The sequence below is a fragment of the Marinicella sediminis genome (genome assembly GCF_002000055.1).
Classification (GTDB): domain Bacteria; phylum Pseudomonadota; class Gammaproteobacteria; order Xanthomonadales; family Marinicellaceae; genus Marinicella; species Marinicella sediminis.
Window position 1 is genome coordinate 426,928 of the sequence record NZ_MVBD01000001.1, and the last position, 22,157, is coordinate 449,084.

24 protein-coding genes are annotated in these 22,157 nt (G+C 48.6%); 10 read left to right on the forward strand and 14 right to left on the reverse strand.

Features of this window, described 5'->3' with window-relative positions:
- Positions 1–392: 392 nt before the first annotated feature.
- Positions 393–1,751 (reverse strand): purple acid phosphatase family protein, encoded by a 1,359-nt coding sequence (locus tag B0475_RS02065; RefSeq protein WP_198538069.1) that lies wholly within the window; start codon positions 1,749–1,751, stop codon positions 393–395.
- On the reverse strand, positions 1,748–2,461 hold the full coding sequence (locus B0475_RS02070; protein WP_077409747.1) for a tetratricopeptide repeat protein: 714 nt from the start codon (positions 2,459–2,461) through the stop codon (positions 1,748–1,750). The genes B0475_RS02065 and B0475_RS02070 overlap by 4 nt, the downstream gene beginning before the upstream one ends.
- Before the next feature lie 134 nt (positions 2,462–2,595).
- Here B0475_RS02070 and B0475_RS02075 point away from each other — a divergent pair, with 134 nt between their 5' ends.
- The 3 genes from B0475_RS02075 to B0475_RS02085 are packed head-to-tail and all read left to right on the forward strand — an operon-like array spanning position 2,596 to position 4,974.
- On the forward strand, positions 2,596–3,141 hold the full coding sequence (locus B0475_RS02075; protein WP_077409868.1) for an NADPH-dependent FMN reductase: 546 nt from the start codon (positions 2,596–2,598) through the stop codon (positions 3,139–3,141).
- Positions 3,138–4,247, forward strand: coding sequence for an NADH:flavin oxidoreductase (locus B0475_RS02080; RefSeq protein ID WP_077409748.1), 1,110 nt, complete (start codon positions 3,138–3,140; stop codon positions 4,245–4,247). The genes B0475_RS02075 and B0475_RS02080 overlap by 4 nt, the downstream gene beginning before the upstream one ends.
- Positions 4,248–4,278: 31 nt before the next feature.
- Positions 4,279–4,974, forward strand: coding sequence for a methyltransferase family protein (locus B0475_RS02085; protein WP_198538070.1), 696 nt, complete (start codon positions 4,279–4,281; stop codon positions 4,972–4,974).
- A 9-nt stretch (positions 4,975–4,983) separates the two neighbouring features.
- Here the strand turns inward: B0475_RS02085 and B0475_RS02090 are convergent, their stop codons facing one another.
- From B0475_RS02090 to B0475_RS02140, 11 genes are all read right to left on the reverse strand, one after another.
- Positions 4,984–5,514: an outer membrane beta-barrel protein gene (locus tag B0475_RS02090; protein ID WP_157892635.1), complete on the reverse strand. Its 531-nt coding sequence runs from the start codon at positions 5,512–5,514 to the stop codon at positions 4,984–4,986.
- A gap of 74 nt (positions 5,515–5,588) precedes the next feature.
- Positions 5,589–6,356, reverse strand: a complete 768-nt coding sequence (locus B0475_RS02095) for a TMEM175 family protein (protein ID WP_077409750.1) — start codon at positions 6,354–6,356, stop codon at positions 5,589–5,591.
- Positions 6,356–6,775: a hypothetical protein gene (locus B0475_RS02100; protein WP_077409751.1), complete on the reverse strand. Its 420-nt coding sequence runs from the start codon at positions 6,773–6,775 to the stop codon at positions 6,356–6,358. The genes B0475_RS02095 and B0475_RS02100 overlap by 1 nt, the downstream gene beginning before the upstream one ends.
- Positions 6,765–7,328 (reverse strand): ABC-type transport auxiliary lipoprotein family protein, encoded by a 564-nt coding sequence (locus B0475_RS02105; protein ID WP_077409752.1) that lies wholly within the window; start codon positions 7,326–7,328, stop codon positions 6,765–6,767. The genes B0475_RS02100 and B0475_RS02105 overlap by 11 nt, the downstream gene beginning before the upstream one ends.
- Entirely contained in the window at positions 7,325–8,269 is a 945-nt protein-coding gene (locus B0475_RS02110; RefSeq protein ID WP_077409753.1) for an MlaD family protein, read from the reverse strand. Before B0475_RS02110 ends, B0475_RS02105 begins: the two co-directional genes overlap by 4 nt.
- The gene (locus B0475_RS02115) at positions 8,266–9,087 is read right to left on the reverse strand and encodes an ABC transporter ATP-binding protein (protein WP_077409754.1); all 822 of its coding nucleotides are present in this window, start codon (positions 9,085–9,087) and stop codon (positions 8,266–8,268) included. The genes B0475_RS02110 and B0475_RS02115 overlap by 4 nt, the downstream gene beginning before the upstream one ends.
- 3 nt (positions 9,088–9,090) lie before the next feature.
- Positions 9,091–9,891 carry an MlaE family ABC transporter permease gene (locus B0475_RS02120; RefSeq protein ID WP_198538071.1) on the reverse strand — a complete coding sequence of 267 codons (801 nt, stop codon included), beginning with the start codon at positions 9,889–9,891 and terminating at the stop codon, positions 9,091–9,093.
- A complete protein-coding gene (locus tag B0475_RS02125; protein ID WP_077409756.1) occupies positions 9,884–10,192 on the reverse strand; it encodes an STAS domain-containing protein in 309 nt (102 codons plus the stop codon). The genes B0475_RS02120 and B0475_RS02125 overlap by 8 nt, the downstream gene beginning before the upstream one ends.
- The gene (locus B0475_RS02130) at positions 10,189–10,776 is read right to left on the reverse strand and encodes a peptidylprolyl isomerase (RefSeq protein ID WP_077409757.1); all 588 of its coding nucleotides are present in this window, start codon (positions 10,774–10,776) and stop codon (positions 10,189–10,191) included. The genes B0475_RS02125 and B0475_RS02130 overlap by 4 nt, the downstream gene beginning before the upstream one ends.
- 102 nt (positions 10,777–10,878) lie before the next feature.
- On the reverse strand, positions 10,879–13,650 hold the full coding sequence (locus B0475_RS02135; RefSeq protein WP_077409758.1) for a valine--tRNA ligase: 2,772 nt from the start codon (positions 13,648–13,650) through the stop codon (positions 10,879–10,881).
- A gap of 25 nt (positions 13,651–13,675) precedes the next feature.
- Positions 13,676–15,142, reverse strand: a complete 1,467-nt coding sequence (locus B0475_RS02140) for a leucyl aminopeptidase (protein WP_077409759.1) — start codon at positions 15,140–15,142, stop codon at positions 13,676–13,678.
- 304 nt (positions 15,143–15,446) lie between these two features.
- On the opposite strand from B0475_RS02140, the gene lptF reads away from it, so the two are divergent.
- Positions 15,447–16,532, forward strand: a complete 1,086-nt coding sequence (gene lptF / locus B0475_RS02145; RefSeq protein ID WP_157892637.1) for an LPS export ABC transporter permease LptF — start codon at positions 15,447–15,449, stop codon at positions 16,530–16,532.
- Entirely contained in the window at positions 16,532–17,623 is a 1,092-nt protein-coding gene (gene lptG / locus B0475_RS02150; protein WP_157892638.1) for an LPS export ABC transporter permease LptG, read from the forward strand. The genes lptF and lptG overlap by 1 nt, the downstream gene beginning before the upstream one ends.
- Here lptG and B0475_RS02155 read toward each other — a convergent pair.
- Positions 17,613–18,032, reverse strand: a complete 420-nt coding sequence (locus B0475_RS02155; protein ID WP_077409762.1) for an RDD family protein — start codon at positions 18,030–18,032, stop codon at positions 17,613–17,615. The genes lptG and B0475_RS02155 overlap by 11 nt on opposite strands.
- 234 nt (positions 18,033–18,266) lie before the next feature.
- Between B0475_RS02155 and B0475_RS02160 the strand changes: the two genes are divergently transcribed.
- Genes B0475_RS02160 through B0475_RS02180 form a run of 5 tightly spaced genes read left to right on the forward strand, consistent with a single transcriptional unit; the run spans position 18,267 to position 22,037 of the window.
- Positions 18,267–19,040 (forward strand): DUF3450 domain-containing protein, encoded by a 774-nt coding sequence (locus tag B0475_RS02160; protein ID WP_077409763.1) that lies wholly within the window; start codon positions 18,267–18,269, stop codon positions 19,038–19,040.
- A gap of 3 nt (positions 19,041–19,043) precedes the next feature.
- Positions 19,044–20,411: a MotA/TolQ/ExbB proton channel family protein gene (locus B0475_RS02165; RefSeq protein WP_077409764.1), complete on the forward strand. Its 1,368-nt coding sequence runs from the start codon at positions 19,044–19,046 to the stop codon at positions 20,409–20,411.
- A 2-nt stretch (positions 20,412–20,413) separates the two neighbouring features.
- On the forward strand, positions 20,414–20,938 hold the full coding sequence (locus B0475_RS02170) for a MotA/TolQ/ExbB proton channel family protein (protein ID WP_077409765.1): 525 nt from the start codon (positions 20,414–20,416) through the stop codon (positions 20,936–20,938).
- Between the two features lie 56 nt (positions 20,939–20,994).
- Positions 20,995–21,402 carry an ExbD/TolR family protein gene (locus B0475_RS02175; RefSeq protein WP_077409766.1) on the forward strand — a complete coding sequence of 136 codons (408 nt, stop codon included), beginning with the start codon at positions 20,995–20,997 and terminating at the stop codon, positions 21,400–21,402.
- Positions 21,403–21,404: 2 nt separating this feature from the next.
- On the forward strand, positions 21,405–22,037 hold the full coding sequence (locus tag B0475_RS02180; RefSeq protein WP_077409767.1) for an energy transducer TonB: 633 nt from the start codon (positions 21,405–21,407) through the stop codon (positions 22,035–22,037).
- The last annotated feature ends 120 nt before the right edge of the window (positions 22,038–22,157 follow it).

Consider the following 22,157-nt stretch of genomic DNA (forward strand, 5'->3'; position numbering starts at 1 on the left):
GCTGCGTTAAATCGCCGAACTTCGATGATCTGCCTAACCATTTCGGCGGGTCGAACTGACCATCAGCTCTCTTTTGAAGCACACAGGTTGTGGCTTGCACATCTTAGGAATGACCTTGGGACTTCATTCACTTTTGTTGCTGACAAAAGTGAAAGCCGACTCTTCGGATGGAGGAGTTAGGGTCTCGTCTGGAACAGAGGCCGAGGCCTCGGCGATCATGTCGTGTGATCAAGCGCTCGACGCTCTGATTCACTATCGCTCACGGCTTATCGATCATTCCATTATGGCTTCTTGACTTCGTCAAACCGCCATATCTGCATGATCTGCCTAACCAAGTCGGCGGGTCGAGCTGATCATCAGCTCTCTGTGGTGTATGAGTCTGGTGAGGGCATTCAATCATCAAATGAGTTGTTAAAAAGTGCATCGTTCTTAATGACGGTAAATAAGTCTTCAATTTGGCCATCTGCCCGCAAAAACTGAGCGGTCAGGCTGAGGCCATTGATTTCAACTACCATGGAGCCCAATTCACGCAATGCCTCGATGTTCCTCATAGCCGGATGGGCCACCCCCTGGGTGGAGCTGGTTTTACCTGAACTACCGGCCACCACATAGACCGTACCCTGATGTGACATTACACCGGCAGGTGGTTTTACATAGGCTGTATCGATGTGGGGGTTGCCGCTGCCATCATTCACGATGTGGTCGGTATCGAAGGTATTGGAATGGCCGTAATGTCCGTCAATCAACCAGGAACGTTCGTATGAATGACTGTGACCACCCAGCACCAGGTCCACTCCGTGACTTTCCAGCACAGGAAGAATGTGCTCACGCATGTGCAGGTGTCGCGACTCAATGTCAGAATCATGAGAGCCTTTGGTATAGGGCGGATGGTGCCACATGGCAATGGTCCAATCTGCCTGGTTCAGCATCAGGTCTGATTGCAGCCAATCCAGTTGTGCCTGACGGAATGACGGGAGGGTTTCATCTGAGTCCAGAATGATGAAATGTATGTTGGCGTAGTTAAAAGAATAATAAGCCTCTGTTCCTGAGTCAGCACCGATACCATGCCCTGTGCTGTTGGCCTGGTGGGGCAATGTGAATAACTCATAATACACGCCTGTTCCGGTCACAGAATCTGCATTGGCGGCATCATGATTGCCGATGGTTGGCCATAATGTTGATTGACGTAAGATTTGTGGATACATGTCAAACACGGCTGATTGATATTCTTCGTCGGTACCCAGCGGGTAGGCGTTGTCACCGAGCATGAACCACAGATGGGTTGGTTGCTGTGTGCTGTACTGCAGGTAAGCATCGCGCACTGCCAGGGCATCATTGTTACCGGTTCCGGAATCGCCGAGTACCCAGAATCTCACCGGACTGGTCTCACCGTGCATTGGAGGTGTTGTGAAAAAGTGTGTTGGATCATTGCCAGCCAGTAGGGTTTGATCATAGCCGATGGCATAGTGATAGACGGTTGCAGGTGTCAGACCGGTGATGGTCAGGCTGTGTTCGGTGGTCAGTGAATCAGCGCCTGACTGGTGGGTCAGTTCCCCTTGGTTTTTACCCCACCACAACCGTGAGTTGACTGCTTGGCTGGTGCGCCAGCGAATGGTCAGTTCTGAGGGGGATTGGTTTTGCAGGTAAGGTCCGCGAAGTAAATCGTTGGCTATGGCATGATTGATTGGCAGCATCTGCAAAGCCAACATCATCAGCGTGGTAAAGAGATTGAATTGAGCAGTGGGTCTCATCGGGTCGACCTGCCTGAGTTGTTCTGCCAGTTTGGGTGGCGTGGGTATTGCTTTAACAACTGTTCGATGGCCTGATCAATGATGCATGGGTCTGAGTACGTCATCGCCTGTTGAATATTCAACTCGAGCAGCGGCAGATAGCCAGGATGATGGATCAGGCCGGTTTTAAGCGTTTCGAATACTTCGGTTGCAGCGTAGTTTGCCATGCTCATGGCCCGGATGGTCAAGACATACAGGTGAGCTGGTAATTCAGGATTCAGCATCAGTGCCTGATTCAAGTGATTCACAGCCGTTTGTGGATGTTGTTGCCGGACGGCAATTTCAGCCAGTAGTATGTGCGTACTGATGGTAATGTCAGGCTGGGCATTTGGGAATTTTTTGAAATGGTTGAGTAAATATTTACGGGCCAGATCAGGCTGCTTCAGGCGTAGATACAGCCGGGCCATGCGAAAATTGGATTTGGGGTCTGTCACAGTTTTGTCTGTCAGGGTTTTCAGTACTTCCAATGCCAGCCCAGGATGGTCGCTGTCGGCATACAGCATTGCTTTGGCAAATATCCAGTCAGCCTGCCCGGTGGTCTGTTGGAGTTGTTCAAGGTGGTGTTGTCGTGAATTCAGGTCAGGGTGTGCGGATGCCAGAAGTGCACATGAACACATCCAGATGAGCAGCAAATACCTGAGAAAACCCAGCCTATAGTGTGGTTGATACACCAAAAAAATCCAGCTAAACAAGATTCATATTAACTGAATTGGTGATAAAACACACCCAATCCTGGTTTTTTTGCAGTGACCTGATTTTCACAGACAGGCACTATAATGAGGGTCTTTCACAAAGGACACAACACATGAAGATTGCAGGTATATCTGGCAGTTTACGTGCCCATTCAATGCATCGCGGTATCTTGAGAACCGTGGCAGGGCACCTGACAAAGCTAGACATTGAGTTTGTAGAAGTTGACATCAGTGAGTTCCCTCTTTACGACCAGGACCTCAATGCCAAAGGCATTCCCCGCGCGGTGCAGAAAGCCCATGATCAGCTGCAGTCAGCTGATGCCATTGTGTTGGCCTCACCAGAATACAATTACTCCATATCCGGTGTCCTGAAAAACGCCATTGATTGGTTTTCAAGGGTAGAGGACCAGGCGTTCAATGGCAAAGCGGTATCCATCATGGGTGCCAGTCCGGGTATGGGCACCGCCCGCAGCCAATATCATCTGCGGCAGATTTTGGTGTTCATGAATGCTTTTGTGGTGAACAAACCGGAAGTCATGATCGCTCAGGCCGCTGACAAATTTGATAAAGAAGGGAACCTGACTGATCAGCGAACCATTGATTTTCTTGAACGAGCCCTCAGTTCCCTGATCTCTCTCAGCAAACAATTGAAATCATGACACAAGCTTTATTTGAACCTTTTGAACTGGGTGGCCTGCGGTTAAAAAACCGCGTGGTGATGGCTCCCATGACCCGCAGCAGCTCGCCGGGACACGTGCCCAATGAGCATAACCTGGCTTATTATCAGCGTCGTGCTGCCAATGACGTGGGTCTGATCATTACCGAAGGCACCTGTGTAGGCCATCAGGCAGCCAATGGTTACCCTGATGTACCGTTTTTCAGCGGTGATGAAGCCCTGGCAGGTTGGCAAAAAGTGGTGGCTGCGGTGCATCAGGCAGGTGGACGCATCATGCCTCAGCTGTGGCATGTGGGTGGCGTCAGAAAAGACTGTCTGCAACCTGATGAAAGCGTACCAGCTTACAGCCCATCTGGATTACTGTCGCCCAACAAACCCAATGGCGTGGCCATGAGCCAACAAGACATCGACGAGGTCACTGAAGCCTTTGTGCAGGCTGCAGTGGATGCCCGGCAACTGGGGTTTGACGGGGTTGAATTGCATGGAGCCCACGGCTATCTGCTTGATCAGTTTTTCTGGAAAAAGACCAATTTACGGACCGATCGCTATGGTGGTGATATTGAGGCGCGCACCACATTCGCAGCAGACATCATTCGAGGCATCAAAAAACGCACGGGTGAAGAATTTCCTGTTGTGTTGCGATTTTCTCAGTGGAAATTACAGGACTACAATGCTCGCCTGGCTGACAATCCAAAAGAACTGAAACGGTTTCTGCAGCCATTGGTGGATGCCGGTGTTGATGTGTTCCATTGTTCTACCCGGCGATTCTGGGAACCGGAATTTGATGGTTCAGAGCTCAACCTGGCCGGCTGGACCAAAAAGTTAACCGGCAAACCGACCATCACGGTGGGCAGTGTGGGACTGGATGGGGGTTTTGTCGACGAAGACAAGCGGGGCATGGCTGCCGAATCAGGGGTTTCAACCGGGCAATTTGCGCGCATTGAACGTTCCCTGCAGGCTGCTGAATATGATTTGGTTGCAGTAGGTCGCTGTCTGCTGCAGGATCCTCAGTGGGTGCACAAAGTCCGTGATCAACAGTTTGATGACATGCAACCCTACTCTGCCGAAGCCCTCAAAACACTGTATTGAAAGTCCCAGGCCGCCAGCATAGAATGGAACCATGATGCGTGGATTAAAAAAACTGGCGGACCACCTGACCACCGATTTTCTCGGCGGGCCTAAGCCCTGGAAACTGGCTTGGGTGATTAATTTTCAGAAAGGGGCGACCTTGGTGTTTCTGGGATTGCTGATGTGGTGGTATGAGAACACCAGCACTGCAGCCTGGGTTTATCTGGCATTGCATGGCAGTTATGGGTTGGTTTGGTTATTGAAGGACGCACATTTTCCCGATCCGGGCTGGCAGAATAAAGTGACCATTGGTGGTGGATTGGTGGCTTTTTTTGGGGTGTTGTTCTGGTATTGGGTGATAGGCTGGTTGCTGATCAGTCAGCCACAAACGCCAATTTACCCATTGCCAGGGCCGATCTGGCTGGCCCTGTGTATCAGCCTGTGTGTGTTGGGATGTGTGATCATGATTGCCGCAGATGCACAGAAATTTTACACCCTCAAATACCGCAAAGGATTGATCAGTGAGGGTATTTACCGCCGCGTCAGGCACCCCAATTACCTGGGCGAAATTATGATATATGGTTCTTTTGGTCTGTTGGCCTGGCATTGGCTGGCTGCGGTTATCCTGGTGGCTGTCTGGTTGTTGGTGTTTGCACCCAATATGGTTGCCAAAGAACAGAGTCTCTCGCGGTATCCTGAGTGGCAGGACTATAAAAAACGCAGCGGTTGGCTGTTGCCTTTTCTTTGAAGTCTGGCGTCAATCGCCAATAGGGACGATGATGCCGATGGTGAATTGCCCGTCGCCAAAACCATCCTGACCTGGCAGGTCTGAATCATTGGTGTCCAGCCTGGAGCGGGCTTCGGCACGGATGCGTACGCCATTGCCAGTGAAATACCAGGAACCACCAACTGCGAGGTTAACCACCAGGTCATTTTCCTGAATATCCGGAAAACGGGCATCGGAACGGATGGCACCCACACCAAACAGAAAGTAAGGCTTCCACAAAGGATCATGGTTGGTGTACAGCACATTGAAAGCCGCTGAGTAATGCTTCAGGTCGAAGTCAATGTCAAAATCATATTCATCCCGCATGACTTCAAACTCCATGGCCCAGTTTTCGTTCAGGTGCTTACCCAACCGCAAGTCCAGTACCTGAGCTTCATTCAGTCGGATGTCATCATCCGGTACCACAATGCCCAGGTTGGCGTTCCAGTACCAGCGGTAATCCACGCCATCATAGAGGTGCTCTTCTTCAACCTGTGCCGATACCTGAGTGCTGAATAACATAAGCAGACAACAGCGAAGGAACCAGCGGGTGGAAGGTGGAGGTACAGGAGTGTCAAGGATTATTGAGTGACTGATCATTGATTGTTTTGTGGTTCTGTTGCTGTGGCTTTGATGCGGTTCATTTTAAACTCAAAATACAACCCGGTTAAGAAATGAGCCAATGGCATCATGAAATACACCACCCCTGACCAGCCCGGAAGTTTGGTCAGCCATAACACCAGCATGGAAATCACCGCTATGGTGACAGTGGCCAGGTGGTGAAAGTATGATTTTTGGGTCATCACCAGTTCCAGTTCGTCCAGTTCCAGTTGCTGTTTTTTCCATAAGGCATTCAGATGCATGAATAACAAACAGCCAAACACGCCAACCACCGCGGCGCTGTAGAAATACATCATATATGTGCGTTGCATGAATTCTGTGATGTTCAACACCACATCAGGTGGTGTGCTGAATAACTGATTGCTGGGAATTCCCAGTATCAAATACCACAAAAAAGTGGTCAGCAGTTTCAATGGATAGGCCAGGATCATGATAAGGAACAAGAACATGGTGTTGATCAGCAGGGTCAGGCCATCCTGCAGGCCATAGCGACGAAAAAACCGGTGATGTTCAAACCAGGCATACATCAGGAATGCAAAGCTCAACAGAAAGGCTGGTAAATCCCTCACCAGGATCCAGACGTCATAAAACCGTTCAATGCTGGCCGTTGAGACAATCAACAAGGTCACTGTGATGGCAAAGATACCATCCGAAAAAGCCTCAACCCGACTGACTTCGCCACCCCGCCACCTGAAATCAGGGTCAGCTGTGGGGGAACGATGAAACAGGTGTTCGCGAATCATCAGACTTGAATGGTTTTCAGCTTTTCCCAAACGGGTCGTTTCAGAGCAGGGCTGCTGATGATGTCAGTCAGGCTTGATAAGTTCATGTGCTGACTGTCATCTGCCTGATTGATGTCATTGAATACCAACGTCAGCTCATGTAACTGATAACGCACTTCGTGGCCATCGTATTTGATGTGGTCATACTGGCAATCGTGACCGATGGCTTTGAGCATGTTCACCAGCAACCTGAATTCATGTTTATCGAGTTGCGGTGTGTCAGCTGATGTGGCAACAGGTTTGTCCTGTGGTTGAGTGGTCATGGCTGACTGTGTTGGTTGTTCAGTTGGATTGCTAACCACAACCGCTTGTCCTTTGCGCTGCATGGGGATCAGTCCCAGTGCATCAATCAATCGTGCAGAGAACATGTCAGAGCTCATGAGCCAATTCCTTCAGTACCTGTTCTAAGGCCTGTCCAATGGCCCTGGCAAAGGCCCGGTATCCTTCACCATCAATGACCTGGTTGTGGGATAACTGACGACTGAACAGTAACAAACGGTCCTGGTCATACAGCTGAAACTCGATACTCAGCCTGGCAGATTGTTGTTGCTTTTCGAATGCCAGGATGCGGCTTTCCAGTACCTGATAGGCTTCATTGGCCGGCTCCTGATAACTGACTTTGTGCCAATGACCCGATGCCCATTGATTAAAAATGTCCTGCAACAATACCTTGGGTGACTCCAGCCAGAAATGATGGCTCAATTGTACCAATGAATCATCATCGCGGGTGGCAACCATGGGCCTCCCGCCGAGAATGCTCAGGGCTTTGGGTCGTTTGACCACCAGCGTGAGGTTGCGTTTTTCAGCGGCTTCATTGAATTCAATGGTCTTAATTCTGAAGTACTTTTTGGATTGTGCCACTTGATTGCTACAGCCGGTGAGGACCAGCAGAGACACCATCAGGATGAGCATCCATGGTTTTGCTGTTTTCATAAGTCAGCATCCTCCACTTCAGCATCCTGTGAAAAAATCAATGAGGACGGGTTCTTGCGAATTTGATTGGTGGCTTCATTGAGGTTCATGGAAGCACTTTCTATTTCATTGGTGATGCTGTCCAGTTTGTTGGACAACGCCAGCATGCTCTTGGCAGCAGTTTTCAGTATGTCAGCCATGTCAGAATCATCGGCGGTGATCATCCCCCGGGCATCAGCAACCAGACCGTTGATGTTATTTAATCCCTGATCCAGGGCTTCAACTGATTGCTGCATTTCTGCGCTCAATTTGGCCAGGTTGGCGATGAATGCTTCGACATTTTCGGTGTTGTCTTTGCTCAGGAGTTCATTGGCGGACTTCATCAACCGGTCAAGTTCAGCTGTTGATTGATTGACGTTTGCCATGATGCCCGGCAACCCATCATCAATTTGTTTGGTGATGCTGTCCAGCCGTTCATACAACATATCGAGCATCGGTTTGACCTTTTCTTCGGTGATGTCGGTGATGTTGTCGGAGACATCGGCCAGTTGTGCGAACAAATCAGCAGGTGGCATCCCGGGAATGATCGCGCCGGGAATGAAGTGCTGATCTGATTCTCCACCTCTGATGTTGATGGACATATCGGCCAGCAGACCTGCCGAATTAATTTGGGCTGATGAATCAACCGGTATTTTCCATTCTTTCAGCACCGAGTAGGTGACTTTGAAATCCAATTTGGTTTGTTTGTACTCTGGTTGAATGGATTCAACCTGGCCAATTCTGTATCCTTCAAAATAGACCGGTGTACCGTAACCCAGGCCTGTTACATTGGCATAATAACTGCTGTATTCAACGGCGTCGGCTTGTTTACCGGTCATCTTAACCAACAGCCATAGCGTGGCGACGGAGATCACCAGGGTAAACATCCCAACCAAAAAGTAATTGCTGACCTGTCTTTTCATGATAATGTGTAATTTTCCTGTGTAAGTCGCTTGAGGTAATCTGCGGGGTCAAGTTTGTCATGTCTTGAACGGCGCTGAAGTAAATCCATCACCCTTTTATTTGTAGACGCTTTGATTTCCTCTACCGTTCCGGTGAGCAAATTCTTGCCATTATCCAGTACTGTGATTTTGTCAGCGATTTTAAATGCACTGTCCAGTTCATGGGTCACCACCACCATACTCATTCCCATGGTGTCACGCAATGACAAGATCAAATCATCAATCTCGGAAGCCACGACCGGGTCCAATCCGGCTGAGGGTTCGTCAAAAAACAATAATTTCGGGTCCATGACAATGGACCTGGCCAACGCTGCCCGTTTAATCATACCACCAGAAAGCTGAGATGGCATCAGTTTATGGAATCCGCCAAGATTGACCACTTCGAGTTTCATTCTTGAGATGATGCGGATCGTGTTTTCATCCAGATCGGTGAACTCCCGCAATGGTAACGCAACGTTTTCGCCCACAGACATGGAGGAAAACAAAGCGCCACTTTGGAAGGACACTCCGATGTCCTGTTTCAATTTCAGCATGTCATTGAAACTGATTTCATGGATGTCCTGACCCAGCAGGTGAATTCGTCCTTTGGTGGGTTGATACAGACCCAAAATGTGCCACAACAACGTAGATTTCCCTGATCCGGAACCGCCCATGATGACCCGGATTTCACCACGTTTGATGTTCAGATCTACCCCGTCCAGGATTTTTCGCTGGCCATAATGGGTGACCAGTTGGTTCACTTCGATGACGGTGTCTTGTTGTTCCAGGTCCTTTTTCATGGTTTATTGGGTGAGGAAGTAACTGGCGATCATGTCAGCCAGTACAATGAAAGAAATGGAGATCACCACGGCACTGGTGGTGGCTTTACCCACACCTTCGGCACCGCCGGTTACATAAAAGCCGGTGGTGGCTCCAACCAGCACAATGATGATGCCAAACACCACTGATTTGATCAATCCCTGTAAGACATCACCCACCACCAGTACATTGAATGATTCCAGCATGTATGCACTGATCGACATGTCCAGTTTTTGAACACTGAACAAGGCGCCGCCAAATATGGCCATCACATCGGCACAGATGATCAGCAATGGCATAGAAATCATCAGTCCCAGCAGCGGTGGCAGCACCAGGTACCTGACTGGCACAATGCCTATGACTTTAAGGGCGTCGATTTCCTGGGACACCACTTGTGAACCGATGCGGGCAGCGATCGCGGCACCAGACCTGCCAGCCACAATGACACCGGTGATCAGTGGTGAAAATTCCCGGGTCACTGATTTGGCTATGGCCAATAATACCTGAGATTCGGCCCCAAAGTCAGACAAGGCATACAGCAGTTGAATGGATAACATCATGCCCACCACAAAGGACAGTGCCATGACGATGGGTAGGGCATCAAAGCCATTGACCCTGACTTGCTCAATCACTTGAGCCAGGCGCACCCGCTGTTTGTAACGGCGGCCAATGATCAGCCAGTAAAAACTGTCCCAAAATAAACGCATGGCGAATCCGAGGCGCTCTATGGCCTGGTAGGACCACATGCCCAAAGACTCGATCCGACTGATGAGGAATTTAGTCAATGTCAAACACCTGGTCCAGGCGGGCCAGTTCGAGTATCGAACGCACCTGAGGGCTGGGATCACAGAGATAGAATGATTTGCTGTGACTGTTGGCAAATTGCAAACCTTCCACCATGGCGGCTATGCCGGATGAATCGATGTATTCGACTCCGGACAGGTTGACCTTGACGGCGGGCGTGGTTTTCAACGCGCCTAAAATGGTTTTTCTTAACTCTCCTGAATTGGACAGGTCAACTTCACCACTGATGAATATCTGGCACAATTCGGGGTCTTTCTCAAAGCGAATGAATTCTTCGGTCATTGGTTCAGCCTCACGGATTTGATGATGATGGGCTCAACGGGTACGTCCTGGGCGTCCAGTTCAGCATTGAATGCGGTTTTATGTTCTGCCATTTGGTCAATCACTTCCATGCCCGATATCACATAGCCAAATACGGTATAGCCCCAGGATTTCGGATTGGGGTCGAGGTTTTTGTTGTCACCGATATTGATGTAAAAACTGCTCCCTGCCGAATGTGGGTCATCATAACGAGCCATGGCGATGGTGCCTCGCTGGTTGCTCAATCCATTGCCGGATTCGTTGAACACTGTACCACAACTGTAAGCTTCACTGAGGTCAGCATTGAATGCACCGGTCTGAATCACATAGCCTGGGACCACCCGATGCACCAGGTTATTGTCATAAGCTTTGCGTTTCACATGATGCAAAAAATGATTGACAGTCAGGGGTGCCCGGTTGGGGTCGAGTTCAACCACCACATTACCCAATGTGGTTTCAATGGTGAGTTCAGGAAAATATATATCAGGGTAAGCCTGCTCAGTTGGGCAGGCAGCTTTCAGGACAAAACTGCTGGCCAGCAGTCCCAGAATGAGGATCAACTTCATAACTCAGGTGAATGACTAATAACAACCATTTTACCCAAGGCGGGTCCTGATTGGTAGTGTCTATGGGAATTGGGCAACAGCTGAAGACTGTTGCCCATCATTTCACAGCTCCTGGAGTTTGTTTAATTGCTCCTCAAGTTCTTTCAGGGCAGTGGTGTTTTGTTGAAGTTTTTGTTGTTCTGCTGCTACCAAATGATCCGGTGCTTTACTGACAAATTTTTCATTGTTCAACTTGCCTTGTGCCCGTTTGATTTCCTGATTAATCTTGTCGATTTGTTTGTTAATGCGTTGGCTTTCTTCGGCCACATCGATCAATCCAGCCAGTGGAATAAGGATTTTCATCTCACCCAACAAAGCCGTAGCCGCGGGTGGTTCTTCCTGATCAGCAGACAACAGGCTGACTTCGTCAAGCCGGGCCATGGTGCTCAGCAGGGCGCCGTGTTCATTCAGTAATGCACGGTCGGCATCGTTGGTCTGAGACAGCATCACTGTCAGTGCTTTGGATGGTGGTATGTTCATCTCACCACGAATTTGTCGCACCGCAAGGGTGACCCCCTTGATCCACTTGATGGCGGCATCTGCCTGGTCATTGATCAGCTGGTCATTCGCTTCAGGGAAATGACTGATCATGATTGATTTGTGAGACAACTGTAGGCGTGTTTTGACTTCCTGCCAGATTTCTTCAGTGACAAATGGCATGATGGGATGCAACAACCGCAGGGCCTGGTCAAGTACCCTGATCAAGGTGTTTTGCACCTGGTTTCGCAATGCTGTTTTCAACAAGGGTTTGGACAGTTCCAGGAACCAGTCACAGTATTCATTCCAGAAGAAGTCATAAATGGTCTGACTGGCCAGATCCAGGCGATATCGGTCCATTTGTTTGCGGTACTCAGCAATGCAGTGTTGTAACCTCGAAATGATCCACAGCTCAACCGTTGAGGCCTGTTCACTGTCAGCCGGTTGCAGCGTGAAGTCTTCGGTGTTCATGAAGACAAAACGGGAGGCGTTGAAAATTTTATTGCAGAAATTCCGGTAGCCTTCGACCCGACCCATGTCGAAGTTAATGTCTCGACCGGTGCTGGCCAGAGAGGCAAAGGTAAATCGCATGGCATCGCAACCATAGGGTTTGATGCCTTCAGGAAATTCTTCTTCTGTGGCTTGTTTGATTTTGGCGATTTTCTCAGGTTGATCTTGCATCAGTCCCTGGGTTCGTTTTTTCAACAGCGCTTCCAGGCTGATGCCATCGATCAGGTCGATGGGGTCCAGAACATTGCCTTTTGACTTGGACATTTTCTGACCGTGTGAGTCTCGCACCAGGCCATGGATATAAACTTCTTTGAATGGGATGTTATCCATGAATTTGATACCCATCATAATCATTCTGGCCACCCAGAAAAAGATGATATCAAAACCGGTCACCAATACGTTGGTGGGATAATAAGTGGCCAGTTCCCTGGATTGTGCCGGCCAGTCCAGGGTGGCAAATGGCCACAGTGCAGATGAAAACCAGGTGTCCAGTACATCGTTGTCCTGAGTCAGTCGAACCTCATCCCCCAATTGATGACGGGTTCGTACGTCGGTCTCATCAAGCCCCACATAGATATTGTCTTGTTCGTCATACCAGGCTGGGATTCTGTGTCCCCACCACAGTTGCCTGGAAATGCACCAGTCCTGGATGTCATTCATCCAGGCGTAGTAGGTGTTTTTCCAGTTGTCAGGAACAAATTTAATGTCGCCGTTATCAACCGCTTCAATCGCCGGTTTGGCCAGGGTTTTGGCATCCACATACCACTGATTGGTCAGTAAAGGTTCGATCACATCACCTGAGCGATCGCCCCTTGGCACCATCAGCACATGGGGTTTGGTTTCAACCAGTAAGCCCATTTTTTCCATGGCGCTGACCACGGCTTTTCTGGCCTCATAACGCGGCATGCCACGAAATGCTTCCGGGGCATTGTGATTGATGGTGGCGTCTTTGTTCAGCACATTGATCATCGGCAAGTTGTGGCGTTGACCGACTTCATAGTCATTGAAATCGTGTGCAGGGGTGATTTTCACACAACCCGTGCCTTTTTCCGGATCGGCATGCTCGTCTCCAACGACTGGGATCAGGCGATCACAGATTGGCAACAGCACGTGTTGGCCAATCAAGTGTTTGAACCGTTCATCGTCAGGATGAACCGCGACAGCCGTGTCACCCAACAGGGTTTCAGGGCGGGTAGTGGCAATCGTCAAAAATGTGTCAGTGGCTTGCCCCTGATCATCCGCAACCGGGTAATTGAAGTGCCACATGAAGCCGTTTTCTTCAATTGATTCGACCTCCAGATCGCTCAATGCGGTGTTCAGTGTCGGGTCCCAGTTGACCAGTCGCTGGCCACGGTAAATCAGCCCTTCATCATAGAGATCAACGAATACCTTGAGCACAGCTGCAGACAGACCATCATCCATGGTGAAGCGTTGTCTGCTCCAGTCAGGGGAAGCCCCCATACGGCGCAGTTGTTGGGTGATGGTATTTCCCGATTGTTCCTTCCATTCCCAAACTTTTTCAACAAAGGCTTCACGACCCATTTCAACCCGTGAGGTCCCCTGTGCATTCAGTTGCCGTTCCACCACCATTTGTGTGGCGATGCCAGCGTGATCCGTACCAGGTTGCCACAAGGTGTTTTTGCCCTGCATTCGCTGGTACCTGATCAGGGTGTCCATTATGGTGTCCTGAAAGGCGTGTCCCATGTGCAACGTGCCCGTCACATTGGGAGGTGGGATCATGATGCAATAGGTTTCCTGGCCTTCGGCGTTGGGTTTGAACAGGCCTTGCTCTTCCCATGACTGGTACCATTTAGTTTCAATCAGGGATGGGTCGTATTTGTCAATCATTTCGGTTTGGTCAGCTCGGTTGAGGTTATTTCTGGCTTTCGTTGATCAGGTATTGCACCAACATCGCGACCGGTCTTCCGGTTGCTCCTGCTTTCTTGTTATTCCAGGCAGTGCCGGCGATGTCTACATGGGCCCATTTTTGGCCTTCGGTGAAACGTGAGAGGAAGCAGCCTGCGGTGATGGTACCGGCTGGAAATCCGCCGATGTTTTGCATGTCTGCAAAACTGGTGTCCAGTTGTTTTTGGTATTCATCCCACAGTGGCAATTCCCAAACCCGGTCGTGGGCCTGCAACCCTGCTTGTTTCAGGTCTTCTGCCAGTCCTTCAGTTTTGGTCATTACTGCTGAAGCCTGATGTCCCAGGGCCACAACACAAGCCCCTGTTAAGGTGGCAAAATCAAGCAACACAGCAGGTTTGAATTCCTGGGCATAGGTCAGTGTGTCACACAGAATCATGCGACCTTCTGCATCGGTGTTTAGCACTTCAATGGTCTTGCCGGAATAAGAGGTGATCACATCGCCAGGCCGGTAGGCTTTGCCATCAGGCATGTTTTCCACAGCCGGAACAAAAGTCATCAGATTGATAGGCAGCCCCAGTTCGACTGCAGCCACAAAGCCGCCGATCACGGTGGCCGCGCCACACATGTCGTATTTCATTTCGTCCATGTTGGGACCCGGCTTCAGTGAGATGCCGCCGGTATCAAAGGTAATGCCTTTACCAACCAAAGCGATGGGTGCCTGATCCTGATCTGCCCCACGGTAGGTCAATACCACCATTTTGGGTTTGTTATGGCTGCCCTGGCCTACTGCCAGCAGTGCACCCATGCCCATTTTTTTCATTTGTTTGTGGCTCAGTACATCAATCTCACAGTCGTCATGTGCATTGGCAATGTTGGTGGCGTATTCGGCAATGTAAGCTGGATTGCAAATGTTGGGAGGATTGTTGCCCAGGTGCCTGGCAGCATGAACTCCTGCCGCCATGGCTTTGGCTTCAGTGAAAGCCTGTTGCTGGGTATCGGTAATGCCCATTTCCATTTCTTTCAGTGCGTGTTTGTTATCTTTTTTGAATGACTTGGTGTCTTCATAGCGGTACTCCGCATGGGCGGAAGACAATGTCAACAGTTTGGCAATCAATTCGCTGTTGATGTTGGTGGCGTCAATCAATGGCAGGAAGTTGCCAACCTTGCTGGCTCTGGATTTGGCCAATGTTTGGGTCGCTTTGTGGCTGGCGTCGTACAAGGCTGTGGGCGTCAGTTTGTCACTTTTTCCCAATCCAACGACAATGATGACCTGTCCATTGTCTGCATACAAAGCCTGTTGTTGACCTGGTTTCCCGGTGAAATCCTTATTGGCTTGCCGGGCTTCGAATTGTTGCTGTACGGTGGAGCTTAATTGGCCGATGAGTTCATTGTTATCCTGGTCTGCAAAATGGCCGATGATCAGATGATCAGCAGTTGACTGATTGACTGATTGGGTGGTTGATTTTAATTTCATGTGTGAGCTCCAAAATTGATCGAACTGGGCATTTTAATCAACCTGCAGGATATAAACCAGTCTATTTGATGAATAAACCAGTATCATTGAACCACAGTGATCAATGGACTCATCTGTCATGATGACGGACAGTGACACAGGGGGACGTGTGTTTGTCGCTCAATGAGGTTTTGTTGTCTTTTGCAAACAAACAATTGCTGACCCTATATAATAAGGTCAAAAAAAACCATTAAAATGATCGGACAGATGCGATCTGTTGATATCTTCTGTTAAAATGCCTGACCACTCAAATCGTCAACCATGCATGCAGATACTTGCCCGATACCTCAGGAAACAAGCCATCAAAACCACAGGTGTGGTATTGATGCTGTTGTTTTTGCTGATGATTGGTACGCTGTTTACTTCGACGTTGCGGGCCATTGCCCGGGGTGTGCTGCCACCGGAGCTGTTGTTTATAGAGCTCAGTCTGAGATCCGTTGAGGTGCTCAGTATATTGATTCCGTTGTCATTTTATTTGGGCGTGTTGGCCTCACTGTCACAGTTGTACCGGAATCAGGAAGCGGTGATGCTACATGCTTTTGGATGGTCAACCCAAAAAATTGCCAAAGCTTTACTGCCATTGGTGGCCGTGGTGTTTTTGCTGATGCTGGTGATTTCTTTGGTGGTGGCACCCAATGCCGCCAGGATTTCCAAAGAGTTGACTACCCAGGCCAATGAGCAAATATCTCTGATGGGATTAACCGAAGGAAAATTCCAAAAGTTTTTCTCTGATGAGGGGGTGATTTTTGTCGAAAAAATTGAACCTGAAACCCAGCGGGTAGAAAATGTATTTGCCAACATCTACCATCCGGACAGAATTGATACCGTGACTGCCGAGTATGGTTACCAGTTTGAGGAGGATGGTCATAAGTACATTGCTTTGTTCAATGGCTACCGCAATGAAGGTATTCCAGGCACCAACGAATACCAGATGATGCAGTTTGAACGCAATGACATTAAATTGCCAGATCTTGATGAGCAGATCGCGCGGTTGGATGAACAATCAAAACCCACGCTAGACCTGCTGTCTTCAGATGATGTGATTGAGCAGGCTCAGTTGCACTGGCGGTTGACCCCGGCCTGCTCGGTGTTGGTGCTTTTTATGGTGGCCATGGCCTTGTCAAAAACGTCTCACCGGGAAGCCAAATTCATTAATCTGGTGATCGGCATTCTGGCTTATGCGTTCATGGTGAACCTGCTGACCATTGGCCATTCATTGTTGGAGCAGGGGGAAATCATGATGCCGGTTGGTTTATGGTGGGTATACCTGTTGTTCATTGTATATGCTGTTTGGCGCATTCGCGCGCTGGATGGACCGCGGTTGCCAGCCACAGCCTCAGAGTTGTTGTGATGATGGGCATACTCAATCGATATATCTTTAAAAGCTTTTCTTTTGGATTGTTGCTCGCGGTGATGTTGCTGTTGTCCATTGATGTGTTGTTCAATCTGATCAAAGAATTGAATGACATCACTGCAGTCTACACCATTGGTGATGTGTTCTTCTATGTCATGCTGACCGTACCCAGTAAAATTTATGAGTTGTTCCCGGTCAGTGTGGTGGTGGCTGTGGTGGTCAGTCTTGGGGCGTTGGCCAGTGGCTCTGAGCTGGTGGTCATGATGGCATCGGGTGTGGGCAAACTGAAAATTGCTGCTGTGGTATTGTTGGCAGTGCTGATTTGGCTCAGTGGTGTGGTTTGGATGGGCGAATTTGTGGCCCCCAAAGGTGACCAGATGGCGCAACAATTTCGTAATGAACAAATTTCTCAGGGAAAGGCGACTTCGGTGACCAATGCCATCTGGCTGAGGGACGGTGATGTGATTTTCCGTACCAACCAAATGAAGGCGGGCGATACTGAAGGCAGTTACGAATTGACCGGAGTAACGGTGTTTGAATTGGAAGACAAGAAATTGATTCGGGTTTCTGAGGCAGATCAGGCTTTGTACCAGAACAGGCAATGGAGTTTGCTCAATCTCAAGGTGTCGGTCTTTGCTGATGACGGGGTGCAGGTTAAAACCCTTGGGCAGCAGTTTTGGGATTCCCGCATTGAGCCGGAAATCCTCAACATCAGTACCACGCGGCCCAAATACCTGAGCATTCGCGACATCAGCAAATTTCAGCAGTTCAATGACCAGCAACGTGAGCTGCAGTCTTCGTACCGGATTGCCCTGTGGTCAAAGTTTGCATTTCCATTGTTGGTCATGGCCACTGCCTTGTGTGGGGTGGTGGTGTTGTTCGGCCAAACCCGTTCGGGTGGCTTTGCGCAACGGTTGGTGATCGGTATCGTTATTGGTATTGTTGTATACCTGATTAACAAGACCTTATTGAACTTTGGCGAAGTGTATCATGTGCATCCGTTTTGGGTGACCACCATGCCGGCGATGTTGCTGATTGTGGCACTGCTGTTGCAGCTTTCCGGACGCATGCGTTGGCTCACTGGTTGACGCTGAGGTCCACCACCCGTTGCTGGCAGGCCAGGTCCATCCAGGTCTTCTGATCTTTTTGCCAGATTCTGTGCCACAGGCCCATGCCCAGCAACAAGGTGGAAATAACCCCTGCCATAAATCTCAGACTGACCTGTGGCCAGGATAGTTCCCGGTGATGTTCAATACCCAGTTTCCAAGCCCTCATGCCCAGCGTCTGGCCGCCGGTTTTCCACGAATAAGCGAAATAGAAATAAACTTCAGCGAGCAGAATTATCTGGAACCACAGGGTTTCGGGTTTGATTTCTTCACCGCCACGAAACATGACAAATATCAGTGACGTAATCAGCCATATGGCCAAAATAGGAAAAATGTCGTAGACAAGTGCTGCCAGGTGTTTCCAAAGTTGACTGTGACGGTGATTTGACATTTGATCTCTAAAGCATTGAGGTGCATGGATTTTAAAGAATTTGTCTGACAATGGCGATGAAAAAAAATGATAAATTTATGTAATTATTACTTTAATTTTTCAAAAAAGGCAGTTATTCTTGTTCCCCACTAAGTCGAGTGCGGACTTAATTTTGTTGTTCTATGGGCCTTTTCTGGTACGCATGATGACATCAGTCCTCACATTTTCTTAATAATTAATTATGGAAGGGAAGGTATGTTGATATCTCAAATTTCTAAAGCTCGATTGACCAAAGGTTTGGTTGTTTTGGCTTTATTGGTAACTTCAGTTGCAAGTTTTGCACAGTTACAAACTGCCGTACAAGTGGTAACCAACACCAACAATGCAGCAGCAAATTCACAAAACAATATTGATCGCCTCAGTGATCAGACTGAGGAGTTATTGGTTCAATACCGAACAGTGCTCTCAGAAATTGAAAGTTTAACGGTATACAACCAACAGCTCGAAGCCGTTGTCAACGACCAAAACGCCACCATTCAGTCCATGAATGAGCAAATGGCTGAATTGGAATCTACCAACCGTGCTGTGGTTCCCATGGTCATCGAAATGGTTGATATGCTGAGAAAAATCATCGAAGCTGACATCCCCTTCTACATCGACACCCGATTGCAACGTGTGGTTCAGCTGGAAAACATGCTGGATGCGTCCAATGTAACCACTTCTGAAAAATACCGTAAAGTGACTGAGGCCTACCAGATTGAACTGGATTATGGTCGCTCTGTGTCGACTTACTCGGCTGAAATTGAAGGTGGTGTGAAAGTTAACTTCTTGCAAATCGGTCGTACGGCACTGTTGTACCAAACCCTGGATGAGAAAAAATCGGGATGGTGGAATACCCAGACTAAACGCTTTGAAGAACTGCCTGAGCAGTATAACTCTTCCATCAAAGAAGGCATCAGAATTGCAGCCAAGCAAGCGGCTCCTAATCTGGTCGGTCTGCCCATTCTTTTTCAGGCTTCAGGAGAATAAACAATGAAAAAACAAATCATCACTTTATTGACTCTTGGCTTGATGTCGTTCGCATCACAAGCTCAAGACATGTCTCTGGATCAATTGTTGAATGTGGTACAGCGTGCAGCAACAGAAAGTTCACAGGAAAACCAACGCCGTGAAGCAGAATTCAGACAGCAAAGAGATCAGCAGCGCAATCTGTTGGCTCAGGCCAGAAATCAACTGGCTGCTCTGGAAAGACGCACCGAGGAGTTGAAAACTGCTTTTGACGAAAATGAAATCACCCTGGCTGATCTGGAAACCACTTTGGCTGAACGGGCTGGTAATCTGGGTGAAATGGCAGGTACTGTTAAGGTTCTGGCTGGCGACTTAAGAGGTGCCATTGAAGAGTCCATGACATCTGCTGAAATTGACAACAGTCGATTGGACTTCCTGACTCAGTTGGCTTCACAGGCAAAACTGCCAAACATCCAGGAGCTGAGACAGCTGTGGGTTGAGACTCAACGTGAAATCATTGAGGAAGGTAAAATTTCTCGATTCACCACCAGTGTTCGTGATGAGCAAGGTGAAGTTGAAGAAAATGTGCAGGTAACCCGTGTAGGTACTTTCAATGCATTTGACTCAGATGGTAAATTCCTGGTTTGGAAATCAGCCGCTGATGCGGGCACCGGAACCGGTGAAGGTGAGTTGCTGCGTTTGCCTAAACAGCCAGGCGCTCAATACGCCAGTATGGCCAGAAGCTTTGTCAACGCACAACAAGGCAGTTTGGCTCAGGTCCCTGTTGATTATACCCGAGGCACCATTTTGCAGTTGGTCGTACAAACCCCAAGTATCCAGGAAAAAATCAATCAGGGTGGACCCGTTGGTTATGTGATCCTGTCACTGGGTGCGTTTGGTTTGATCATCGCGATCATCAAATTCTTTATGCTGTTCTTCTCAGGCAGCAAGATCAAGTCTCAATTGAAGAGAAAACAGCCTAACCAGAATAACGCATTGGGTCGAATCATGTCTGTGTACACAGAGAATCCTGATTCCGACATTGAAACCATGGAGCTGAAACTGGATGAAGCCATTTTGCGTGAAACCGGTCCACTGGAATCTGGTTTGTCATTCATCAAAGTGCTTTACGTTATCGCGCCGTTACTGGGTCTGCTGGGTACCGTAGTTGGTATGATTCAAACCTTCCAGATGATTACCCTGATGGGCACCGGTGATCCGAAATCTATGGCTGGTGGTATTTCCATGGCACTGGTAACCACAGTATTGGGTCTGGTTGTGGCCATTCCACTGACTGTGTTGCATTCCGTATTGCAATCTATGGCACGCAAACAGACTCAGGTTCTTGAAGAACAGAGTGCTGGCATTGTTGCCAAGATGGCGGAGAAATAAATATGTTTTGGCTCAAAGAGCGATGGTATGACATATTGGCATTTATTGACATGGGTGGCCCGGTACTCTGGGCCATCCTGGTCTTGCTGTTTGTCATGTGGTTGATGATTCTTGAGCGATCCTGGTTTTACTTCATAACCTACCCAAAACTGAGAAATAAAATCATTGCAGACTGGGATGCCAGAGAGGATACCACCACGTGGTATGCCAAGCGCATCAAAGAAGCCAAGGTGTCTGAAGCCTCCATTGAGTTGCGTTCAGGTCTGGGTTTTCTTGAGGCACTGGTGGCCATCAGTCCGCTGTTTGGTCTGTTCGGCACGGTTTACGGTATGTTACAGGTATTCGACATCATGGCCATTGCTGGTACCAGTAATGCCAGAGCCATGGCCGGTGGTGTATCTAAAGCCACCATCCCCACCATGGCGGGAATGGTTGCGGCGCTTTCAGGGGTGTTTTTCACCACTTATTTCAAGCACAAAGCCATTGTTGAAACCGATAAATTAGAAGATCGCATGCAATCACACTAATAAATTTGAACCAATGAATGTTCATTGGGTCAGATTTATGTAACGAGAGAAATGATATGAAAAAAAGACATTTTCATGAAGACGAAGCAGAAATTAACATCACGCCCATGTTGGACGTGGTATTCATTATGTTGATTTTCTTCATCGTAACCACTTCGTTTGTGAAGGAAACCGGGGTTGATATTTCCCGGCCGTCCAGTTCACAAGCCAAGCAGGTGAAAAAAGGTAATATTTTGGTGGCCATCAAAGATGACGGTGCGATCTGGATCAACAAGCAGGAAGTCGACTTGCGGGCTGTTCGCTCAAGGGTAGAAAAAATGCATGCTGAAAATCCCGAAGCCAGTGCTGTGATCATTGCAGACCAGGGTTCACGTACAGGTGACCTGGTAGAAGTCATGGATCAGATCAAGTCAGCAGGAGTGGCCAGTATTTCTATTGCGGCTGAAAAAGGCCAGGGGTCATAAAAATGAGTCTGCCACGCTACATCTTAGTTGGATTTGCTGCAGCAGTGATCACAGTGGTGTTGTATCTGGTGATGCACACCCTGGTGAATCAGGCTGCGAAGAACCTGAACGCTGACGATGATTTGCCCAACATTGATTTCACCAAAGTCAAGTTGGAAGATGAGGTCAAGCAACGTTCACGACGCATTCCTAAAAAGCCACCTCCACCAAAGGAGCCACCTCCACCGCCAAAAATGAATGTTCAACAAAACCAACAGGTTGTGAACAACATGCCAACACCAAACATTCCAAATTTGAGTTTGGGTTTGGGTGGTGATGGTCCGTTTCTTGGCGCAGTGGGGCAGGTCAATATGAATGAAGAGGGTGGAGTGATTCCGATTGTAAGAATTGCACCTCAATACCCCAGAAAAGCTTTGATGGCGAAAATTGAAGGTTGGGTGAAAGTTAAATTCACCATCACACCAACGGGTACGGTTGCCAATCCTGAAGTGGTTGATTCTAAACCACGCAGAATTTTTGACCGTGAAGCCATTCGCGCTATTCTGAAATTTAAATTCAAGCCCAAAGTTGTCAACGGTCAGGGTGTGGAACAAATAGCCACGCAAACCATTGAGTTTGATTTGCCTGATAACTAACCGGAGAATCACTATGTTTAAAAAAACTGGTTTAATGTTGCTTTGTATGGTCATATCTACTGTTCATGCAGGTGCGCTCAAAACTGATAATCCAATCAGAAAACCTTCTGGTTCTGTGGG